Raw genomic sequence first — 20907 nt, 5'->3', positions numbered from 1 at the left:
GCAGTCTCTCCTTACATTTTCGGATCAAGGGCATCCCGCAGGCCGTCTCCGACGACGTTCACGGCCATCGTCAGCAGGAACAGAGCCGCACTCGGGAAGGCGACCAGCCACCAATTTACCCGCATGTAATACCTTCCCGCATCAATCATTGCACCCCAATCAGGAGTCGGGGGCTGTACTCCCAGTCCGAGAAAACTCAGGCTGGAGGCCGTAAGAATCCCTGAGGCAAAGCGCATCGTCCCCAGCACGATAATCGAAGCCATGACGTTTGGCAGAATGTGCTTTGATACGATTTTCCAATTGGATAATCCGTACGATTTTGCTGCATCGATAAATTCGTTTTCTTTTACTCCCAGCACATTAGACCGGACGATTCTGGCAAACGTAGGAATCGAAAAGGTGGCTACTGCGAGCGTGACGTTAAATGTGCTTGGCCCGAGTGCGGCAATGACCGCCATGGACAGCAGGATTCCTGGAAAAGCGAGCAGGATATCCATCAGCCTCATTAAAACGCTGTCCCACCTGCGGTTATAGCCTGCGATTAGCCCGATCGGAACGCCGAACAGCATAGCGATCGCCACCGAACAAAAACCGATCATGACCGACACTTTTGCCCCGACAATGACCCTGCTCAGCACGTCCCGGCCAAAATCATCGGTGCCAAACCAATGTTCCGCAGACGGCGGTTTCAACCTCGCCAACAAATTCTGACCGTCGTAGTCATATGGGGCAATCACATTGGCAAAGATCGCAACCAAAAAATACAGCAGGCAAATGAACAAGCTGACAACGGCACCCTTGTTTCTGGAAAACTTTCGCCAAAATCGCTTAACGTTCTGCATGTCATCCCCTCTAATCATAGGAAATCCTAGGATCCAAAATCGCGTATAAGAGGTCAACTACAAGGTTGACAAGCACAAAGACAAGTACGATCAAGAGAACGGCTCCCTGGACCACCGGAAAGTCTTTTGCCATAATCGCATCAACCGTTAAGCGGCCTACCCCCGGCCAGGCAAAAATCGATTCGGTGACCACCGCTCCGCCCAGGAGGTAGCCAAATTCGAGGCCGATAATCGTTGTGATGGGGACAGAAGCATTGCGCAGTGCATGTTTGACGATGACTTTCGCGACCCTCAATCCCTTTGCCATAGCAGTCCGTATGTACTCCTCATGCAGGACTTCCAGCATCGCGGACCGCGACAGTCTGGCGATGACCCCGGCGGCAGACAGGCCGAGCGTTAGAGCGGGAAGAAACGCATGCTGAAAGCCTTCAAGCGTCCAAATCGGTCCGCCTCTGCCTGTTGCCGGAAAAACCGGCCACAGCGAGGAGAAAACCAGGACAAACAAGACCCCCAACAGAAAGATCGGCAAAGACAGACCGACCAGCGAGAACGACATCACCAGATTGTCCAGCCAGCTATTTTGCCTAATCGCCGCCAGTACGCCCAGAGTCACCCCGACTACAGCCGCTATCAAGGTGCCGAGGACAGCCAGCTCCATTGTATTTCCAAAATAAGTCATAAGCTCAGGGAGAACTTCGCGGTTGCTGCGAATGGAACGGCCAAAATCAAGCGAAACGACGTTTTCCATGTACGTGGCGTACTGGACCAACAAGGGCTTGTCCAAACCCAGCTTTTGCCGCAACAATTCCACATCCTGCGGCGATGCGCCGTCGCCCGCCATGAGCTGCGCAGGATCGCCGGGCGACAGGTGCATTACCATAAAGACGAGGAAAGTCGCTCCAATCAGCACGGGAATGGAGATGAAAAGTCTTCTGATGATGTATGCGGCCATTCTTCATCCCCCATCTAAGGCATAATGGAAAGGGGGTATGCTCCCCCTTTCAGAAACGTTACTTTGCAACTTTTACATGCGTGATATCAAAGGTAGAGGCACTATGCTGGTATCCTTCCACTTTTTTCGAGACAGCGAGCAAATTGTACTCGGAATAGAGCGGGATCACCGGGAAGTCATCCGCGATCAGCTTTTGCGCTTCGCTATAGAGCTGTTTGCGCTTGTTCAGATCAACTACGGTGCGGGCTTCTTCCAGCAGCTTGTCTACTTTTTCGTTTTTGTAATTTGAGGTGTTGTTGGAACCTTTCGAATGGAACTGCATGTCGAGGAACATCACCGGCTCGGGGTTGTCCTGCGACAGACCGAGCATGTACACGCCGTACTTGTCTTTGGCCAATACGTTCTCGACGTATTTGCCCCATTCCACGATGTTCATCTTTGGCTCGACGCCAATTTGTTTCCACTGGTTCTGCACAGCTTCCATAATCTCTTTGTCCATCAAGTAGCGGCCGTTTGGCACATTCAGCTCGACAGTCAGTTTCTTGCCGTCTTTCTCCACGATGCCGTCGCCGTCGGCGTCTACCCAGCCTGCTTCCTTCAGCAAGCTTTTTGCTTTCTCAACATCGTAAGTGTACGGTGTCGTATCGGGTTCATAGGCCCAGCTTATCTCCGGCTGAAACCCGTTTGCCAAATCGGCCACTCCAGCCAACAGCGACTGGTGAATTGCCGCACGGTCAACAGCGTAGGTGAGCGCTTGTCTTACCTTTTGATCGTCAAACGGGGCAATGTTCTCATTGAAGAATATCCAGCGAATGTTGTAATCTTTGGCTTCTTCCAGTGAAATCTTGTCGCTGGCCTTGATCCGGTCCGCTTCCGTCGGCAGCACTTTTTGCAGAATATCGAGGCCGCCGTTTTCCATTTCGATCATCGCTGTCATCGGATCGGGCATGACTCGGAAAACAACCTGTTTGGTCTCGGGAGCTCCAAGGTAGTAATCGGGGTTTGCTTCCAACACTACTTTGTCACCGGTCACCCACTCTTTAAATTTATACGGTCCGGTACCGACCGGATGTGAGGTGAAATCTTTGCCGTACTCCTTGAGCGCCTTCGGACTGGCAATCAAGGTTGGGTTGATGATTATGCATTTGTCGATAAAAGCGGCAAACGGCTCTTTCAGGTGGAACACAAGCGTGGTTTGATCCTTGGCTTCAATGGAGTCGATAATCTCCAGGTCGCTGGCCCGCGGCGAAGCAGTTTGCGGGTCTTTGATCCGATCGAAGTTGAACTTCACGTCTTCGGCCGTCAAATCACTGCCATCGTGATATTTGACCCCTTCGTGAAGATAGAATGTCCAGGTCTTCCCATCCTCTGAAGTTTCCCACTTTTCAGCGAGCTGTCCGACAACTTGGCCATCCTTGTCATAACGGACCAGGTGATCAAACAGCAAATTGGCGATTCGGCTGGTCGGCACGCCACTGATGTATGCCGGGTCCAAGTCCGTCAAATCGGAAACGTTCTGGATCACCAGCTGGTCCTTATACTCCTTGCTGCCGCCGGCATTTGCGTCCGCTGATGTCCCGCCGGTCTGACCCGAACAGCCAGCGACGAGCATGACGCCAAGCAAAACAGTTAGTACCTTTGTAAGACCTTTCTTCATGATTCCACCCCTTAATTCTTGAATGTACCCTTCATCTTTTGATTCTTTTCTCTTAGCAGTTCCTGAACGCTTGCGATATTTCCGGCGATCTCCTGCTGGCGTATAGCCATTGTGATGTAGAGCGTGTCGAGCAGATGCAGCACTGCATAACGGGAAGACAGCGGCTCACCGCGAAAAACGCTTTCGCGGTACGGCGTATACAGCATTAATTCGACCAGCTTAGACAATGCTGATTCGTATTGGCTGGTCACAGCGATGCGATACGCTCCCTTTCTCCCTGCTACTTCCATCACGAAGTTCGCGTCTTCCACGTCTCTCGGGTGAATGATGACAAGCGCGACGTCGTCAGGTGTCAGCATTGCCGCAGACATCAATTGCATATACGGGTCGGTATGTATCTCACACGCTTTTCCCAGCTTGATGAAGTGGTGGTGAGCGTCGAAGGCCAGCGGCCCGTTCCCCCCTGATCCATAGATCGCGATGCGCTTGGCTTGCAAAATTCTGTCAACAGCTGTTTCCACCTTCGAAAAGTCGGTTACGCGAACCTGTTCGTTCAAAATGGCTTCCGTAGCCCCGATCAGCTTCGCCATCACCAGTTGGGCGTTATCCTCTACTTCGATTTCTTCGTTTAACGCCTCAGCCTGGTCATTAGAGTCAAAAGCCAGCGACAAGAGAAAATCACGGTAGTGTTTAAACCCCATCTTTTTGTAGAAACGCACAATAGAAGCTTCACTCACACCGGCTTTTTGCGCCAATTCATTTAACGGCTTCCCGGAGATCTCGGCAGCGTTTTCGATAATGAATCGGGCAATTTTTTCACTAACTCCTTGCAGGCTTTCAAGTGAAGAGTGAATCTTACTCAATATCCCGCCAGATTGAAGATTACTAATAAAAATCCCCCCTCAAATAACAGCAAGCATATCATTCAGAAATTTCACTTCACTTTTTTAAAAAAATAGGAAGAAATATTTCTTCTTGTAATTTTAAAAAAATAAAGCGAAATAGTCAAACGATTTAAAAATACCCTACAAATAAAAATTATTTTATTAAATTCACAAGCCCTGCCATGCGGTACTCTGCTTGATGACAAAACAAAAAAACGCCACTTATTGTGACGTTTCCTCTGATCGAACAAACTTTTCCGTTATAGAGCTCATCCCAGCCGTTTCACGAACCGTCCGTCCAGCGTGAGCCTTCCCCTCGACAACTCCCCGAGGACATCGATCAGCAGCCGATGCTCCACCGCATGGATGCGGGCGGCGAGACTTTCCGGAGTATCCTCTTCCTCCACCGCGATCGGCTCCTGAGCGATGATCGGACCGGTGTCCAGGCCGGCATCGACGTAGTGGACGGTGACACCGGTCACTTTGACACCGTAGCGAAGGGCCTGGCCGATCGCGTCTTTTCCTGTAAAGGCAGGCAGAAGTGACGGATGCAGGTTGATCATCCGCCCTTCGTAAGCGCCGAGCAGCACGTCCCCGGCCAGCCTCATGTAGCCGGCAAGCACGACAAATTCGATGCCTGCCGCCTGCAGTCTGGTGACGATCTCCGTCTCAAATGCTGCTTTATCCGGGTACTCTTTTGGGCGGAACGAAAATACGGGCACATCGAGGCGGACCGCCCGCTCGATGGCATAGGCCTCCGGTTTGTCTGAGATGAGCAGCGCCACCTCTGCCCCCGGCAGCCGCCCGTCCCGCGTTGCCTGCACGATCGCTTCAAAATTGCTGCCGCTTCCCGATGCAAATACGGCCAGCCTCATGACCAAGCCACCCCGCCGTAGACGACGCCGCTCTCTCCCGCAGAAACCCGTCCGATCAGATACGCTTCCTCATTCCATTCTGCCAGCGTCTCCAGGACGGCTCCCGCCTGGTCGGCAGGCACGGCCAGCACCATGCCGATGCCCATGTTGAACGTACGGAACATATCGGCCATGGCGACGCCGCCAAGCTCCCTGACAAGTTCGAAGATCGGGTGAACCGGCCACGAGCCGCACTCGATTTCCGCTTGCACGCCCGCCGGCAGAACGCGCGGGATGTTCTCCGTAAATCCGCCCCCGGTGATGTGGGCGAGTGCCCTCACATCGTATTTGGCCAGCAGCGCCAAGATCGTTTTCACGTAGATTCTGGTCGGTGTCAAAAGCTCTTCGCCGAGCGTCTTGCCCAGTTCGTCCACATGCTCGTGAAGCGACATCCCCCGGTCGGCCAACAGCACTTTGCGCACCAGAGAAAACCCGTTGCTGTGCAGGCCGCTTGCGCGAATGCCGACCAGCACATCACCCGGCCGGACACGGCTGCCGTCGATCAGGTTTTTCTCGTCGACGACCCCTACCGTAAAGCCGGCAATGTCGTACTCGCCTTCACTGTACATGCCCGGCATCTCCGCAGTCTCGCCGCCGATCAGGGCGCAGCCCGCCTGCTCGCAGCCGTCGGCGATGCCTTTTACAATCGCTTCGATCTTGGCCGGGATCACCTTGTCACAGGCGAGATAGTCGAGAAAAAACAGCGGCTCCGCCCCTTGGACGGCCACATCGTTGACACACATCGCTACGGCGTCAATGCCGATTGTGTCGTGGCGATCCATCGCGAAGGCGATTTTCAGCTTCGTTCCTACTCCGTCCGTCCCGGACACGAGAATGGGCCGTTCGTACTTGCTTGCATCCATACGAAACAGAGCGCCAAATCCGCCGAGGTTGGTCATCACTTCCGGCCGGAGGGTGCGTTTGACATGGGTTTTCATCAACTCGACTGCTTCGTTGCCGGCGGAAATATCGACTCCTGCCTGTTTATACGCGTCGCTCATGACTTTTCCTCCCTAGCTGTTTCTCAGCACTTTTCCGCTGGAAGTGCTCCCTCAAACTGAATTTCCGTCGGGTACTGTCCGTTGAAGCAGGCGAGACAATGGCCGCGGCTGGCCGTCTTGTCGCTGCGCCCGATCGCCTCCAGCATACCTTCAACCGATAAAAAGGAAAGCGAATCGGCGCCGATCAGTTGCCGGATCTCTTCCACTGACTTGGTGGCTGCGATCAACTCTTCTCGCGTCGAGGTATCGATCCCGTAAAAACAAGGATTCATCACCGGCGGCGAACTGATTCGGACATGCACTTCCGCTGCTCCCGCTTCCCGGAGCATGCCCACGATACGCCCGCTCGTCGTGCCGCGAACAATCGAATCGTCGATCATGACGACACGCTTGCCTTCCACCACTTTGCGTACGGCTGACAGCTTCAGGTGGACGCCGCGCTCGCGGAGCTCCTGTGTCGGCTGGATAAACGTACGGCCGACGTAACGGTTCTTCACCAATCCCAGCTCGTACGGGATGCTGGTCGCTTCTGCAAAACCAATTGCCGCAGAAATGCTGGAGTCAGGCACACCTGTCACGACGTCGGCCTGCACCGGCGCCTCAAGGGCCAACTGCTTGCCCAGCCGCTTGCGGGCCATGTGAACGTTGATGCCGTCAATATCGCTGTCCGGCCGTGCGAAATAAATGTACTCGAACGTGCAGATGGAGCGCTCCGCTTTCTTGGTAAACTTGCTGGAAGTCACGCCTTCCTCGTCAATGACGATCAATTCGCCCGGTTCCACTTCCCGCCAGTACTCGGCGCCGATGATATCAAACGCACAGGTCTCCGAGGCGACGCAGACCGCGTCGCCCAACCGGCCGAGCGACAGCGGCCGCAAGCCGTTGGGATCGAGCGCGATCACCAGTTGTCGTTCGTTCATCACTAATAAGGCGTATGCCCCCTTGATCTGCTGCAGCGCTTCTTTGACCGCGCTAGGCAGATCCTTGCTCTTTGATCGAGCGATCAGGTGGGCGATCACTTCGGTATCGCTGGTCGTCTGAAAAATCGACCCTTTTTCTTCCAAATCCCTGCGGATGACAGAAGCATTAACCAGATTGCCGTTGTGGGCGACCGCCATGCTGCCGTGGGCGTAGCGGAAAAACAGCGGCTGAGCGTTTTCGATCTTGCTCGAACCTGCCGTTGTGTACCGGGTGTGGCCAATCGCGATGTGGCCGCGAAACTTGGCCATATCCGCCTTGCCAAACGCTTCGCTGACTAGGCCCATACCGCGGTGCTTATACCACTTTTCCCCGTCGGAGGAGCACATCCCGGCGCTCTCCTGGCCCCGGTGCTGCAGGGCGTGCAGCCCCAGGTAGGTGAGCGGGGCCGCTTCGCCGTGGTCGTATATGCCAAATACGCCGCATTCTTCATTCAATTTGTCCCAAATCATCCGATCAAGCATGGAATCGCATCCTTCCAAGCCGCTTTCAGCTCAGCCAGCGGCGCATCAACAGCATCGCGTGCATTGACCTTGAGGACGAACCGTTCACCGCCAATCTTTCCGATCTCCTTCGCCGGAACCCCGTATTTTTCCGCCATCGCGAGGATCGCTGCGGCGTGTTCGGGGCTGGCGCTGACGACGATGCGGGATTGCGATTCACTGAACAGCGCCACATCAGGACGCAACTCGGTCTCCACCGTGATCTCGGCTCCCAGATCCGCTCCAAAGCAGCACTCCGCGAGCCCGGCGGCCAGACCGCCTTCCGACAAATCGTGAGCCGATTGGATCAATCCGGCGCGAATGGCCTCCAGGACCATCTGCTGCAGCGCGGCCTCTTTCTTCAGGTCGAGCTGCGGCGGGCGGCCTGCGATCCGGCCCAGGACCATTTTCTGATACTCGCTGCCGCCCAGCTCTGCGAAGGTCTCGCCGAGGAGCAGGATGACATCGCCTTCCCGCTTGAAGTGCTGTGTCGTGATATGTTCGATATCGGTGATCAGGCCGACCATCCCGACTACCGGAGTTGGGTAGATCGCGTCCCCGCTCCGCTCGTTGTAAAAGGAAACGTTCCCGCCGATGACCGGCGCATTCAATGCCTGGCAAGCCGCGCTCATGCCGTCGACGGCTTTTTCAAATTGCCAGAACACCTCCGGCTTATCCGGGCTGCCGAAGTTGAGGCAATCCGTAACGGCAAGCGGCTCTGCACCGGCACAGACGACGTTACGCGCTGCCTCCGCGACGGCGATCGCCCCGCCTGTCTCGGGATCGAGGTAGACGTAGCGCCCGTTGCAATCCGTACTCATCGCCAGCGCTTTGCGAGTGCCGCGGATCATCACCACGGCCGCGTCCGATCCCGGCTTGACCGATGTAGAAGCGCGGACGATGTGATCGTACTGCTCATATACCCAAGCCTTGCTGGCCACCGTCGGCTGGGCGAGGATTTGTTTCAGCGTTTCGCCCAGGTCTTGCGGCACCGGCAGGTCAGTCGTATCAATCGATTCGTTTTTAATGTAATAAGCTGGAACAGATGATGGTTTATGGTAAACCGGCGCATCCTCCGCCAAGCTGTCAACGGGTACGTTGGCTGCCACTTCGCCCTGATGAAGCAAGCGCAGCATCCCGTCATCGGTAACGCGGCCGACGACAGCCGAATGCAGCCCCCACTTGTCAAAGATCGCCTTCACTTCCTGTTCCCGACCCTTTTCCACGACGACCAGCATCCGCTCCTGGGACTCGGACAGCATCATCTCGTACGGCGTCATCCCCTGCTCCCGCTGCGGAACGAGGTCGAGGTTGAGCTCAATGCCGTTGCCTGCCTTGGACGCCATCTCGGCACTGGAAGAAGTGAGTCCGGCCGCTCCCATGTCTTGGATGCCGACGACTGCTCCCGTTTCGATCAGCTCGAGGCACGCTTCCAAGAGCAGCTTTTCCATAAACGGGTCGCCTACCTGAACAGCAGGCCGCTTCTTCTCCGATTGCTCGTTCAGCTCCTCCGAGGCAAAGGTGGCCCCGTGGATGCCGTCGCGGCCCGTGCTGGCGCCCGCGTAGATCACCGGGTTGCCGATTCCCTTCGCAACGCCTTTTTGAATTTGGCCGTGATCAAGCAGGCCGACACACATGGCGTTGACCAGCGGATTTCCTTCATAGGTCGGATCAAACTGGACCTCGCCGCCCACCGTCGGAATTCCGATGCAGTTGCCGTATCCGCCGATTCCGGCAACGACGTTTTCAAACAAATATTTGACCCGCGGCGACTCCAGTTCACCAAAGCGAAGCGAGTTGAGCAAAGCGATCGGACGCGCGCCCATGGAGAAGACGTCGCGGACGATTCCCCCTACTCCCGTCGCCGCCCCCTGGTAAGGCTCAATCGCGGACGGGTGGTTGTGGCTCTCAATTTTAAACACGACAGCCTGACTGTCGCCGATGTCTACGATTCCCGCTCCTTCACCCGGTCCCTGCAGGACGCGCGGTCCCTTAGTCGGAAAACGGCGCAGAACGGGCTTGGAGTTTTTGTAGGAGCAGTGCTCCGACCACATGACGCTGTACAACCCCGTTTCCGTCCAATTCGGCTGACGCCCGAGCAATTCCACGACACGGCTGTACTCTTCGTCCGTCAATCCCATGTCGGCGTACAGGCGCTGCTCGGCGATCTGTGCTGGCGTCGGTTCCTTATGCGTGAGTTGTGGCACTGTTTCTTTCCCTCCAAGTCGTCAAAATTGAGGTGAAAATGCGTTTCCCGTCGGCTGAACTCATCCATTCGTGCACAGCCCGCTCCGGATGGGGCATCATGCCAAGGACGTTTCCTGCCTCATTCACGATGCCGGCGATGTCGTCGATCGATCCGTTCGGGTTCTCCCCCTCATAGCGAAAGACGATTTGACCGTTCGTCTGCAGCCTGGCCAAGGTTGCCTCGTCACAAAAGTAGTTTCCTTCCCCGTGGGCGATCGGGATTTCAATCACTTCGCCGGCTGCATAATCCCGCGTAAACGGCGTGGCATTGCTGGCGACCCGCAGCTTCGAGAGCTTGCAGCGGAATTTCAGCGAGTCGTTGCGCAGCATGGCGCCTGGGAGCAATCCCGCTTCCAAGAGAATCTGAAAACCGTTGCACACCCCCATGACCAATTTGCCCGCTTCTGCCGCCTTGACTACCTGCTCCATCACGGGAGAAAACCGGGCGATAGCCCCGCAGCGAAGGTAATCGCCGTAGGAAAAACCGCCGGGCAGCAAGATGACATCGTACGAAGAAAGATCGGTAGTGCTGTGCCAGACGTACTCGACAGACCCCCCCATAATATCCTCTACCGCATTGAACATGTCCACATCGGCGTTGGATCCCGGAAAGACAATGACAGCTACACGCATCGCTCAGCCCTCCACGATCTCAAAACGGTAATCTTCAATGACGGTGTTAGCCAAAAGCTTTTCGCACATCTGACGCACCCGTTCTTCAGCCTGCTTGCGGTCTGCGGTATCGAGCACCACTTCCATGTACTTGCCGATCCGCACCTCTTTTACTTCGTCAAATCCCAATGTGTGAAGCGATCCTTGCACGGCATGCCCTTGCGGATCGAGGACACTTTCCCGGAGCGTCACGTAAACAACTGCTTTACACATGCAATTCCCCTCCTAAACGGCGCAGCATTTCTTGATAGGCTTCTTCCACACCGCCGAGATCGCGGCGGAAGCGGTCTTTATCCAATTTCTCTTTTGTCTCCATATCCCAAAACCGGCAGGTGTCCGGCGAAATCTCGTCCGCCAGCAGGATGTTTCCGTCGGACGTCGTGCCGAACTCCAGCTTGAAGTCGACCAGAATGACATTTCTTTCGGCGAGATACGTTTTTAAAATCTCGTTTACCTTAAGTCCGATCGACTCCAACACAGCCAGATCGGCATCGTCGGCAATCCCGAGAATCCTGGCGTGCGAGTTGTTGATCAGCGGATCACCCAACTCGTCATTTTTATAGTAAAACTCCACCACCGGCTGTTTGAGTGCTGTTCCTTCGGCAAAGCCGAGCCGTTTGGCAAGCGAGCCGGCAGCGATGTTACGCACTACCACTTCAATCGGAATAATTTGCACCTGACGAACCAATTGTTCCGTTGCCGACAGCGTCCGGATGAAGTGATTGTCAATCCCTCGTTCCTTCAGCATCGTAAAGAAGATCGAACTGATGCGGTTGTTCAACTCACCCTTGCCCGCGATCTGTCCTTTTTTTTCACCGTTAAAGGCGGTCGCGTCGTCTTTGTACTCCACCCAATAGACATCTGGTTCGGAAGTCCGAAAAACCCTTTTCGCCTTTCCTTCATAGAGTTGTTCCCGTTTTTCCACAACGGAGTCCCCTTTCTTCAGGCAAACGATTCGATATCAAAGTTATTGACGAACATTACAATCTAATTTAAACATAAACATACGTGTTTATCAACGAATAAAATCATTCATCCATTCGACAAACGTTCGGAATTACCCCCTCTTTTGCTCCCCATCCTCACTAAAATGGCGTAAGCGACACATTTGTACGCATAAGATTGTCTATTTTTCTCCAACTACTGGCGTTTTGTCCAAGCATCTTCTCCGGATTTTCATACTTTGCTGTATCAAACAAAGGGAGGTGAAACCATGCGTGCACGAGTTCTTGATTACAGAGCGGTACAGCCTCGCCGCACTTTTAACACAGCGACTGCATTCGTTATTCCCCGCAGCCCCAAGAGGGTTCGACTGGCCACCCTGCGCGTGACGATCCCGACTGCTGCTCGAAGAAACAAAGTGGAATTGATTGGGACGGTTGGCGTACGAGGAGTTACCGGCATCGCCCAAATCGTCTTCCGCATCTTCCGCGACGGGAGAGAAATCTTCAGAACGCGGCAAGGGGTGGAATCGGCCGGCTCCGAGCAAAATTACGCCATTACTTTCCAGGCGATTGATTTCAACCTGACAGCGGGAACACATGTATACCGCCTGACTGCTGAAAATGCCGCTGCCGGCACGACAGCAGAGGTCGTAGGACCTGTCTCATTCAGCGCCTTGGCGATCAGACAAAGACAAACTGTTTAATAAGCAAAACTTTGGGCGCTTTTCCGGCGCTCCTTTTTTATGAAAAAGGGGATACAAAAAAAAGCGCACTCCGTTTGACTTTGTGCCAAGCGAAGTGCGCTTTGTACTATTTTTACAGCAATCCGAGACGTTTAAAAATCGTGTCCACGTATTTCAGGTGGTAGCGGTAATCGAAGCAGTCGTCCAGTTCCTCCGGTGTAAGCAGCGACTTGACCGTTTCATCCGAACCGATAATCTCCCGAAACGAACGCTGCTCTTCCCAAGCCTGCATCGCTCGGGGCTGAACGGTATCGTATGCCTGCTCGCGGGACAGCCCTTTGTCGATCAGCTTCAGCAAAACCTGCTGCGAGTAGATCAACCCGAAAGTCCGGTCCATATTGCGCTTCATGTTTTCCGGGAAGACGGTCAGGTTTTTCACGATGTTGGTAAAGCGGTTCAACATGTAATTGAGCAATTGCGTCGCGTCCGGCAGGATGACCCGCTCGACTGAGGAATGGGATATGTCCCGCTCATGCCAGAGCGGTACGTTCTCGTAAGCGGACAGCATATGGCCGCGGATCACCCTCGACAGGCCTGAGATGTTTTCGCAGCCGATCGGATTGCGCTTGTGCGGCATGGCTGACGAACCTTTTTGTCCCTTGGCAAAGGGCTCTTCCACTTCGCGCATCTCGCTCTTTTGCAGGGCGCGAATTTCCGTCGCAAACTTGTCCAAAGAGGTCGCGATCAGCGCCAGCGTCGCCATGTACTGGGCGTGCCGGTCCCGCTGCAGCGTCTGCGTGGAGATCGGGGCTGGGGCCAGTCCCAGCTTTTCGCACACGTACTCCTCCACGAACGGATCGATGTTCGCATAGGTGCCGACTGCGCCGGAGATTTTCCCGACAGCTACCTCTCGGGCAGCATTGCGAAAACGCTCCAGATTGCGCTTCATCTCTTCATGCCAGAGGGCCATTTTCAGGCCAAACGTGGTCGGTTCGGCGTGTACGCCATGGGTCCGCCCCATCATTACGATGTCTTTGTAATCGCGGGCCTTCTCAGCCAATACAGCGATCAGCCGCTCCAGATCCTGCTCCAAAATCTGGTTGGCCTGCCGCAGCAGGAAGGAGAGAGCCGTATCGACGACGTCCGTAGAGGTCAGGCCGTAGTGCACCCACTTCTTCTCCTCGCCCAGCGTCTCCGATACCGCCCTGGTGAAAGCGACGACATCGTGGCGGGTCTCCTGCTCGATTTGATAGATCCGCTCGATGTCAAAACCCGCTTTCTCCCGCAGCTTCAGCACGTCCTCCGCGGGGATGACTCCAAGCTTCGACCACGCTTCGCAGGCGAGGATCTCCACCTCAAGCCAGGCGCGAAACTTGTTTTCTTCGGTCCAGATCGCGGCCATTTCCGGCCGTGTATATCGTTCAATCATCGCTATCCCTCCACTTTTTCCCAGATGCCCAGATCGTTAATGATGCACAAGGCTCCCTCTACCGTATCTGCCAGCACGTTGATATGTCCCATCTTTCGCTTCGGCTTGCTTTCATGTTTTCCGTACAAATGCAATTTGCACGCAGGAGACAGTTGTTCCAGCTTCTCCGCTATTTTCTCCACATCGCCGCCCAACAAGTTTACCATTACCACGGGTGAAAGCAGTTTGACCGAGCCGAGCGGAAGATTGCAGACTGCCCGAAGGTGCTGCTCAAATTGGGAGGTCACGCACGCGTCCATGCTGTAGTGGCCGGAGTTGTGCGGACGGGGAGCCAATTCATTCACATACAGCTGATCGTCGGCGGTCAAAAACATCTCCACGGCAATCAGACCGATCACATCCAGCTCTTCGGCAATCTGTCGGGCGATTTTCTCTGCCCGTTCTGTCACTTGCGGTGATATCCGCGCCGGGACGATCGACATGTGCAGGATATTCTCCCGATGAATATTCTCTGCTGCCGGAAAAGCGGCGCATTCCCCGGAGCTGCTTCGCGCCGCAATGACGGAGAGTTCTTTGACGAACGGAATGTACTTCTCCACGATCAACTGAACACCGGGCTGCGACAGGGCGGCAAACGCCTCTGCCAGCTCGCTCTCGTCCCGCAGCACCCGCTGACCCTTTCCGTCGTAGCCGCCCGTGGCCGTCTTCATCACACAAGGAAGGCCGAGCTCGGCTGCTGCTTCCTGCAGGTCTTCCTGCGACGCGACGACCCGGAACGGGGCGACCGGAATCCCCAGCGACTGGATCGTGCTTTTCTCCGTGATCCGGTTTTGCGTGATGGACAGCAGGCGGCTTCCCTGCGGAACAAATGACGTCGATTCTAGTACCTCGGCCACCGCCGCATCCACATTTTCAAATTCGTAGGTAATCAAATCACAGGCCTGGGCAAGCTGCTCCGCCCCCTTGATGTCGTCAAAGGCAGCGACGATCTGCCGGTCAGATACTTGTCCGCTGGGCGAATCCGGCGTCGGATCCAGCGTTACAAAGCGATAACCCATCGCCCGGCCGGCGAGAGCGATCATCCTGCCCAACTGTCCCCCGCCCAACAGCCCGATCGTCTTGCCAGGCTTTACGATACGATCTGCATGTTTGTTTGAACGATGTGTACTCACGGCAGTTGACTATCCTCCAGTACTTTTTGGCGAACGGCCTCGCGGCGCGCAGCAAAGCGCTCTTGAATGTCGGGATATTTGATGCCCAGGATCTGCGCCGCCAGCAAACCGGCATTGATCGCACCGGCCCTGCCGATCGCTACGGTAGCCACAGGCACTCCGCCCGGCATCTGAACGATCGAAAGCAGTGAATCAAGCCCGCTTAAGGCAGACGACTTCACCGGAACCCCGATCACCGGCAGTTCGGTTTTCGCCGCCACCATCCCCGGCAAATGCGCCGCGCCGCCGGCTCCGGCAATGATCACCTCTACGCCCCGCTGTTTCGCTGTCTCGGCGTACTGAAACATCAAATCAGGCGTGCGGTGTGCCGACACTACCCGCTTTTCGAACGGAATCTGCAACTCTTCCAGTATATCACAAGCTTCTTTCATTGTTTCCCAGTCAGAGGTGCTGCCCATAATCACGCCAACCAAGGCATTCTCCATGCTGCCCTCGCCCCTTTTGGAATTCGTAATTTGCTGCAGACAGGTGTTTTGCGCATACACCTGCGAATCAAATTTAGTGTACCAAGCAGCGAGAAGACCTGTCAAGGAATTTTCCGAACGATCGTAACAACTAGTGCATATAATATTCGGTTTTTGTCGATTGTGTTTACCGCCTGAATTTTATATCTTGTTATTGACAAAAGATTTTCATTATCCTATTCTACAGTTGACTGAATGAGTCAGTCAAATGATCTTTGCTTGCCATCAAGGATTGTGGCCTTTTATTTTTGATTATTTTTGACTGATCAAATCAGTCAATAACCAATGAGGAGCGATGAAGATGACCAACAGTCAAAAAGCGGGTAAGGCGATTGTAATCGGCGGGGGAATGGCCGGACTGCTAACCTCAAAGGTCCTTTCTACGTATTACGAAGAGGTGCTGATCGTTGAGCGGGACGACTTTCCCGAGAAACCCGAGGAACGCCCCGGCACTCCCCAGGCTTTTCATCCCCACCGCTTTACAAGACGCGGAGCCGAGATTTTAGGACGCCTGTTTCCAGGCTATGAGGATGATCTATTGGCAAAGGGCGCTCCTACGTCATTGAACAAGACCGTCCATCAAATGAATCAGTATGGAACCATGGTCGGCCAATATCCGCGGAACGATATCAAGTTCAGTAGAGCCGTGCTTGAGTGGGTGCTTCGCAAGCGAATCAATGAGATTCCCCATGTTCGCTTTCTTCCCAAGCATGATGTGGTCCGTCTCGTAACCACTCAAGACCGGTCTGCCGTCACAGGGGTTCAAGTCCGAGAGCGCGGAGCGCGCGGCGAGGAGAAACAGCTGACGGCCGATATCGTATTTGATGCGAGCGGCCGATCCTCCAAATTGGCGAGATGGCTTGAGCAGTTGGGATATGAAGTGCCGGTACCAGACCTGCTGAAAGTCGATCTGGGATACAGCACTCGCCGTTATAAACTTCCCTCCCGTCTCTTGCATCTGGCAGAAACATGGGATGTCATCAACATTGCAGGTCAGCCCGCCAACGGGACATTCGCTGGTGTCTTTTCCTTTATTGAAAATCAGGTAGCGGAAGTGATGCTCTACCGTCCGGGCGGACATTATCCCCCCGTAAATGCAGAAGAGTTTGAACAGTCCATAGCTAAACTCCCCTCTTCGACCATCGCAGAAATCTTGCAAGAGCTTGAACCGATCACGACTCCTCGCGGTTACCGCGTGCCCGAGCTGTACCGTCATCACTTTGAACGAATGCAGCGCTGGCCGGCGGGATTATTGGTTTTAGGGGATGCATTCTGCATTTACGATCCGATTTTTGGGCAGGGGATGACCGTCGCGGCCATGGAGGCAGAAGTGTTGGAGGAGTGTTTGCGGGAACACCGAAAAAGCCCAATGCCCCATTTTGAGCAGCAAGTCCTTCAAAAAATGCAAGCGGTGATTGAACCTGCCTGGTGGTTGAACTGCGCTGCCGATTTGCAATGGCAAGGCGTCGAATACGTCGGTTCAGAGCCGCTGCAAGGGATTTTATTCGGCCAAAAATACATGGACCTCTTCCTTAAACATGCAACAGTTGGAGGCAATTGGGAGCTATACGGACTCTATTGGGCTGTCAATACGCTGTCCGTCTCACTGCGTGAAATCATGAATCCTCAACTGGCATCGACCGTTCTCGCCGCATCTGACGAAGGCAGACAATTGCTCGATCAGCTTTTGCAAGAGTACGGTCATCCGCTGGAGGAAGTGTGGGCTGAGATTGTACCCCGTTTTGTTTTTTCGGCATAGCTGCGCTGGATTGCAAATTTGGTATACTCATTCCTAGATAACTCAAAAATATAGGGGCAAAGGAATGATCAATGATTGGCGCCTTTAAACGATGAACAATTGCATCTGATTCGCGATGAACGCAGAGAGCAGATATTGCTGGCAGCCCTTAGAGTCTTCGCCGCACGTGGCATCGTCGGAACAAAAATGAGCATGATTGCCTCTGAAGCAGGCATCAGTCACGGCCTGCTTTACCACTACTTCAAATCGAAAGACGAACTTTTCACTACACTTGTGGAGGGAGCGATGGCGGCGGCGGATGATGAAATGAGGAGAGTCGCCGATCTGCCAGGATCACCGATCGAAAAAATAAAAGGGTTAACGCAAGCCATCCTGGATGAAAGCGGTTCGCCGTTTTTTATGCTGATTCACCAGGCACGTATATCGGATGGCGTTCCCGAAAAGGTCAACCAGTTACTAGAAGATTATTCGATGAAAACGTTTGTAGAGCAATTGCTGCCCATATTTTTGGAGGGCCAAAAGACCGGCGAGATTGCGGCAGACAATCCCGAAGAACTGATCGCCTCCTATTTGACGGTTCTCACCAGCCTGATGGTGGTGAATACGCATGGGGATGAAGGCTACCTCATCCCTTCAGTCGACATCCTGCTGCGGATGGTAGCCTGTCCCAAATAGCGAAGGCAAGGTCCCAGAACCTTGCCTTCGCATCACATCCTCGCCGTGTGTGTCCGCACACCCAGCTTTTTCTCAACGACATCCAGCAGCAAATCGGCTCCGATGGCCAGCAGCGCGGCAGGTATCGCACCCGCGAGAATTTTCATGTCATCGACGGTGGCAATGCCGCGCAGGATCAAATCTCCCAGGCCGCCCGCTCCTACGAAGGAAGCGATTGTCGCAATTCCTACCGACACTACCATCGCTACGCGAATGCCGGCGATCAGCACCGGAAGCGCCAGGGGAAGCTGAACCATCATGAGCAGTTGAAACACGGTCATGCCCATGCCTGTTCCCGCTTCGATCAGATTGGGGTCAACCGTTTTGAGTCCGGTGTACGTGTTCTGTATGATAGGCATCAGCGAATAGCAGAACAAGGCGAGAATCGCCGTATCCTTCCCCAGGCCAAACAGCACCATGATCAAGAGAAGCAGGGCAATCGACGGTATCGTTTGGAGGACACCTGCCGCCGTTTGGATGACGACAGCCAGCCGGGGACTCCGGAGCATGATGATGCCCAGCGGTACCCCGACCGCGATGGCCAGCAAAACCCCGATCAGACACATGACCAGGTGCTCAAGCGTCAAGACGAGCATCTTCTCGCCGTATCGGGACAGCATTTCCGGGAATTGAGCAATGACGTTCATAACCATCCTCCTTTTCGCCGGTGCATCAGGGTTTCAGCAGCCCTTTGCTGATCAGAAAGTTTTTCGCCACTTCCGACGGCTCCATTTGCTTTACGTCCACTTGATAGTTCAATTCGGTCATCGTTTCACTGTCGATCAGGCCAACCAGTTTATTCAGCACGTCTTTCAGCTCAGGGTGCTTCTCCAGGATGCTGTTGTTTGCCACGGTACAGATCTCGTATGGAGGGAAAAAGTTCTGGTCGTCTTCCAGCGTTTTCAGATTGTATTCTTTTAGGCGGGCATCCGTAGAATAGGCCAGGACGACATCCACATCGGCGTTGCGGACAGCCTTGTAGACGAGACCGATGTCCATCGGCGACGTGCTGCCGAATTCGATGCCGTATACCTTCTTAAACGCCGGATACCCGTCCAACGGCCTTTCCAGCCAGCCGTTGTCCGTGCCGAGCTTCATATCCTTGGAGTAGGGCTTCAGATCGGACACCTTGACCAGGTGGAGTTTGTCGGCGATATCCTTGCGAACGGTAAAGGCATAGGTGTTTTCAAAGCCGTACGACGGAAACCAGGTCATCTTGTACTTTTCCTGGAACGCGTCATGCACCAGTTTAAAGGCTTCCTTCCGGTCGCGCGGCACATCTTCCGTCTCCAACACACCCGTGATATCCGTTCCCACGTAACGCGGCGAGATATGAACCTCATTCTTTTGCATGGCTTGATGGACGATAGCCGTATTGGCCAAGCCTTCCTTTACCTCTGCCTTAAGTCCCGTATCCTGTTCAATCAAATGCTTGATCATATACGAGAGGGTGTACGTCTCCGTAATCGCTTGCGGACCGATCACGATCGTATCCTGGTCCGAACTGGCGGCACCCGAGCAGCCGCTGATCATCGCAGCGCCAAGCAGACTGATCAGGAAAAGCCAAAGTCGATATTTCATATCCTGCACCTCTTTTTCATTTTAATAGCCCCGCGGGAGTACACCACTTTTGCAGTTTGCGTCCAAACCAGTCGGCCAGGATCGCCAGCAGCGCTGTCGCCAAAGCACCCACGATGATGTAGGTATTGTTAAAAACCCACAGACCGGTAAAGATCAAATACCCGATCCCTCCGCCGCCCACCAGAGCGGCAAGGGTGGCCCAACTGACGGTATAGATCGTCGCCGTGCGAAACCCGCTCATGATTACGGGAATCGCCATCGGGATCTCCACCATGATAAGTGTCTGGAAGCCGGTCATGCCCATGCCTTTGGCCGCTTCCTTGAGCGCGGGGTTCACTTCCCGGATCCCGACATAGGTATTGCGCAGCATCGGCAGCAGAGAGTAGAGAAACAGCGCCCCAATGGCAGGCTTCAAACCAATTCCTAAAAATGGAATCAAAAAACCAATCAGGGCCAGACTGGGAATGGTTTGAACCGTGTTGACCAGGCCGATCACTACTTTGCTCCACTTCTCGCTCCGGGAGAGCAGAATGCCTAATGGCACGGCTGTGAAAAAGCCCAGGACAACCGCTGTCAAGGAGATGTACACGTGCTCGACCATCCGCCACAGGATATCGGGGTACCGCTCGGCAATAAATTGAACGAGCTTGTTCATCCTGACAACCCCTCCTTGCTCTTCGCAGCTCCTTTCAACGGAAGCGGCTGCACATGCCTTTCTTGTCGGTATTTCATAATCCTCTCTTGTCCGACAAAATGGGCTACGAACTCGTTCGCCGGGTGCAGCAGCACTTCTTGCGGCGTTCCGATCTGCGCGATTTCTCCGTCCTTCAACAGACAAATCCGATCGGCGATCCGGATCGCCTCATCCATGTCATGGGTCACGAACACGATGGTTTTGCGAATCTCTGTCTGCAGCCGCTTTAGTTCCTCCTGCAGCTGGTCGCGGCTGATCGGGTCCAAGGCGCTGAACGGCTCATCCATCAAGATAATCGGCGGATCGGCTGCCATCGCCCGGATGACGCCGATCCGCTGCTGCTGCCCGCCGCTCAGCTCATTCGGGTACCGCTTTTTAAAGGTTTTCGGATCCAATCCAACCATCGCCAGCAATTCATCCACCTTGTTCAGATAGCTTTGCGGCGGCTGCTTCTTCAATCGCGGAACCAATGATACGTTTTGCTCGATCGTCATATGGGGAAACAAGCCGATCTGTTGAATCACATAGCCGATATTGCGCCGCAATTCGACCGGGTCTCTGGAGGTGATCGGTTCTCCTTCGATCAGGATGCTGCCTGATGTCGGTTCAATGAGACGATTGATCATTTTCATTGTCGTTGTCTTGCCGCAGCCGCTGGGGCCGATCAGCACGAACAATTCACCCTTGTTGATGTGCAGATTCAGCTCTTTAATGACAGGAATACCGTTGTTATACAGTTTCGTCACGTTCCGAAAGGTGATCATAGGCTCCTCCCTCT

Annotated in this window: 20 protein-coding genes and 1 pseudogene; 3 read left to right on the top strand and 18 right to left on the bottom strand. The window is 54.3% G+C overall.

Annotated elements, in window-relative coordinates; all coding sequences use genetic code 11:
* Positions 1–11 precede the first annotated feature (11 nt).
* The 11 genes from ACI7RC_RS19825 to purC all read right to left on the bottom strand — a co-directional run bounded on the left by ACI7RC_RS19825 (position 12) and on the right by purC (position 11554).
* A complete protein-coding gene (locus tag ACI7RC_RS19825) occupies positions 12–842 on the bottom strand; it encodes an ABC transporter permease (protein ID WP_408109936.1) in 831 nt (276 codons plus the stop codon).
* A 10-nt stretch (positions 843–852) separates the two neighbouring features.
* Positions 853–1794 carry an ABC transporter permease gene (locus ACI7RC_RS19820; protein ID WP_408109935.1) on the bottom strand — a complete coding sequence of 314 codons (942 nt, stop codon included), beginning with the start codon at positions 1792–1794 and terminating at the stop codon, positions 853–855.
* A gap of 58 nt (positions 1795–1852) precedes the next feature.
* Complete coding sequence (locus ACI7RC_RS19815; protein WP_408109934.1) at positions 1853–3451, bottom strand: ABC transporter substrate-binding protein; 1599 nt, start codon at positions 3449–3451, stop codon at positions 1853–1855.
* 11 nt (positions 3452–3462) lie between these two features.
* Positions 3463–4314: a MurR/RpiR family transcriptional regulator gene (locus ACI7RC_RS19810; RefSeq protein WP_408109933.1), complete on the bottom strand. Its 852-nt coding sequence runs from the start codon at positions 4312–4314 to the stop codon at positions 3463–3465.
* 290 nt (positions 4315–4604) lie between these two features.
* Positions 4605–5210 (bottom strand): phosphoribosylglycinamide formyltransferase, encoded by a 606-nt coding sequence (gene purN, locus ACI7RC_RS19805; protein ID WP_408109932.1) that lies wholly within the window; start codon positions 5208–5210, stop codon positions 4605–4607.
* Positions 5207–6250, bottom strand: a complete 1044-nt coding sequence (gene purM / locus ACI7RC_RS19800; RefSeq protein WP_408109931.1) for a phosphoribosylformylglycinamidine cyclo-ligase — start codon at positions 6248–6250, stop codon at positions 5207–5209. The genes purN and purM overlap by 4 nt, the downstream gene beginning before the upstream one ends.
* A 23-nt stretch (positions 6251–6273) precedes the next feature.
* Entirely contained in the window at positions 6274–7692 is a 1419-nt protein-coding gene (gene purF, locus ACI7RC_RS19795; RefSeq protein WP_408109930.1) for an amidophosphoribosyltransferase, read from the bottom strand.
* Positions 7677–9917: a phosphoribosylformylglycinamidine synthase subunit PurL gene (gene purL, locus ACI7RC_RS19790; RefSeq protein ID WP_408109929.1), complete on the bottom strand. Its 2241-nt coding sequence runs from the start codon at positions 9915–9917 to the stop codon at positions 7677–7679. The genes purF and purL overlap by 16 nt, the downstream gene beginning before the upstream one ends.
* Positions 9898–10590 carry a phosphoribosylformylglycinamidine synthase subunit PurQ gene (gene purQ, locus ACI7RC_RS19785; protein ID WP_408109928.1) on the bottom strand — a complete coding sequence of 231 codons (693 nt, stop codon included), beginning with the start codon at positions 10588–10590 and terminating at the stop codon, positions 9898–9900. Before purQ ends, purL begins: the two co-directional genes overlap by 20 nt.
* Before the next feature lie 3 nt (positions 10591–10593).
* On the bottom strand, positions 10594–10842 hold the full coding sequence (gene purS, locus ACI7RC_RS19780; protein ID WP_408109927.1) for a phosphoribosylformylglycinamidine synthase subunit PurS: 249 nt from the start codon (positions 10840–10842) through the stop codon (positions 10594–10596).
* Complete coding sequence (gene purC, locus ACI7RC_RS19775; protein ID WP_408109926.1) at positions 10835–11554, bottom strand: phosphoribosylaminoimidazolesuccinocarboxamide synthase; 720 nt, start codon at positions 11552–11554, stop codon at positions 10835–10837. The genes purS and purC overlap by 8 nt, the downstream gene beginning before the upstream one ends.
* Before the next feature lie 288 nt (positions 11555–11842).
* Here purC and ACI7RC_RS19770 point away from each other — a divergent pair, with 288 nt between their 5' ends.
* On the top strand, positions 11843–12277 hold the full coding sequence (locus ACI7RC_RS19770; RefSeq protein ID WP_408109925.1) for an exosporium protein C: 435 nt from the start codon (positions 11843–11845) through the stop codon (positions 12275–12277).
* Positions 12278–12389: 112 nt separating this feature from the next.
* Here ACI7RC_RS19770 and purB read toward each other — a convergent pair whose 3' ends face one another.
* From purB to purE, 3 genes are read right to left on the bottom strand one after another with little or no spacing between them, the layout of a single operon-like run.
* On the bottom strand, positions 12390–13685 hold the full coding sequence (gene purB, locus ACI7RC_RS19765; protein ID WP_408109924.1) for an adenylosuccinate lyase: 1296 nt from the start codon (positions 13683–13685) through the stop codon (positions 12390–12392).
* A gap of 2 nt (positions 13686–13687) precedes the next feature.
* Positions 13688–14857, bottom strand: coding sequence for a 5-(carboxyamino)imidazole ribonucleotide synthase (gene purK, locus ACI7RC_RS19760; RefSeq protein ID WP_408109923.1), 1170 nt, complete (start codon positions 14855–14857; stop codon positions 13688–13690).
* Positions 14854–15342, bottom strand: coding sequence for a 5-(carboxyamino)imidazole ribonucleotide mutase (purE, locus tag ACI7RC_RS19755; protein WP_408109922.1), 489 nt, complete (start codon positions 15340–15342; stop codon positions 14854–14856). Before purE ends, purK begins: the two co-directional genes overlap by 4 nt.
* 340 nt (positions 15343–15682) lie before the next feature.
* Here purE and ACI7RC_RS19750 point away from each other — a divergent pair, with 340 nt between their 5' ends.
* Positions 15683–17140, top strand: a complete 1458-nt coding sequence (locus tag ACI7RC_RS19750; RefSeq protein ID WP_408109921.1) for an FAD-dependent oxidoreductase — start codon at positions 15683–15685, stop codon at positions 17138–17140.
* Between the two features lie 75 nt (positions 17141–17215).
* Positions 17216–17815, top strand: a complete 600-nt coding sequence (locus tag ACI7RC_RS19745; protein ID WP_408109920.1) for a TetR/AcrR family transcriptional regulator — start codon at positions 17216–17218, stop codon at positions 17813–17815.
* A 32-nt stretch (positions 17816–17847) separates the two neighbouring features.
* Here the strand turns inward: ACI7RC_RS19745 and ACI7RC_RS19740 are convergent, their stop codons facing one another.
* From ACI7RC_RS19740 to ACI7RC_RS19725, 4 genes and pseudogenes are all read right to left on the bottom strand, one after another.
* Complete coding sequence (locus tag ACI7RC_RS19740; protein ID WP_408109919.1) at positions 17848–18501, bottom strand: ABC transporter permease; 654 nt, start codon at positions 18499–18501, stop codon at positions 17848–17850.
* A gap of 25 nt (positions 18502–18526) precedes the next feature.
* Positions 18527–19435 carry a glycine betaine ABC transporter substrate-binding protein gene (locus ACI7RC_RS19735; RefSeq protein WP_408109918.1) on the bottom strand — a complete coding sequence of 303 codons (909 nt, stop codon included), beginning with the start codon at positions 19433–19435 and terminating at the stop codon, positions 18527–18529.
* Between the two features lie 16 nt (positions 19436–19451).
* The gene (locus tag ACI7RC_RS19730; RefSeq protein ID WP_408109917.1) at positions 19452–20090 is read right to left on the bottom strand and encodes an ABC transporter permease; all 639 of its coding nucleotides are present in this window, start codon (positions 20088–20090) and stop codon (positions 19452–19454) included.
* A gap of 50 nt (positions 20091–20140) precedes the next feature.
* Positions 20141–20893 (bottom strand): annotated as a pseudogene (locus tag ACI7RC_RS19725) (ABC transporter ATP-binding protein); the annotation flags it as partial.
* Positions 20894–20907 lie beyond the last annotated feature (14 nt).

Source organism: Brevibacillus sp. B_LB10_24, assembly GCF_046036945.1.
Taxonomy (GTDB): Bacteria; Bacillota; Bacilli; order Brevibacillales; family Brevibacillaceae; genus Brevibacillus_C.
The sequence above is the reverse complement of the archived record's forward strand: the minus strand, read 5'-3'. Positions and strand labels throughout refer to the sequence as shown.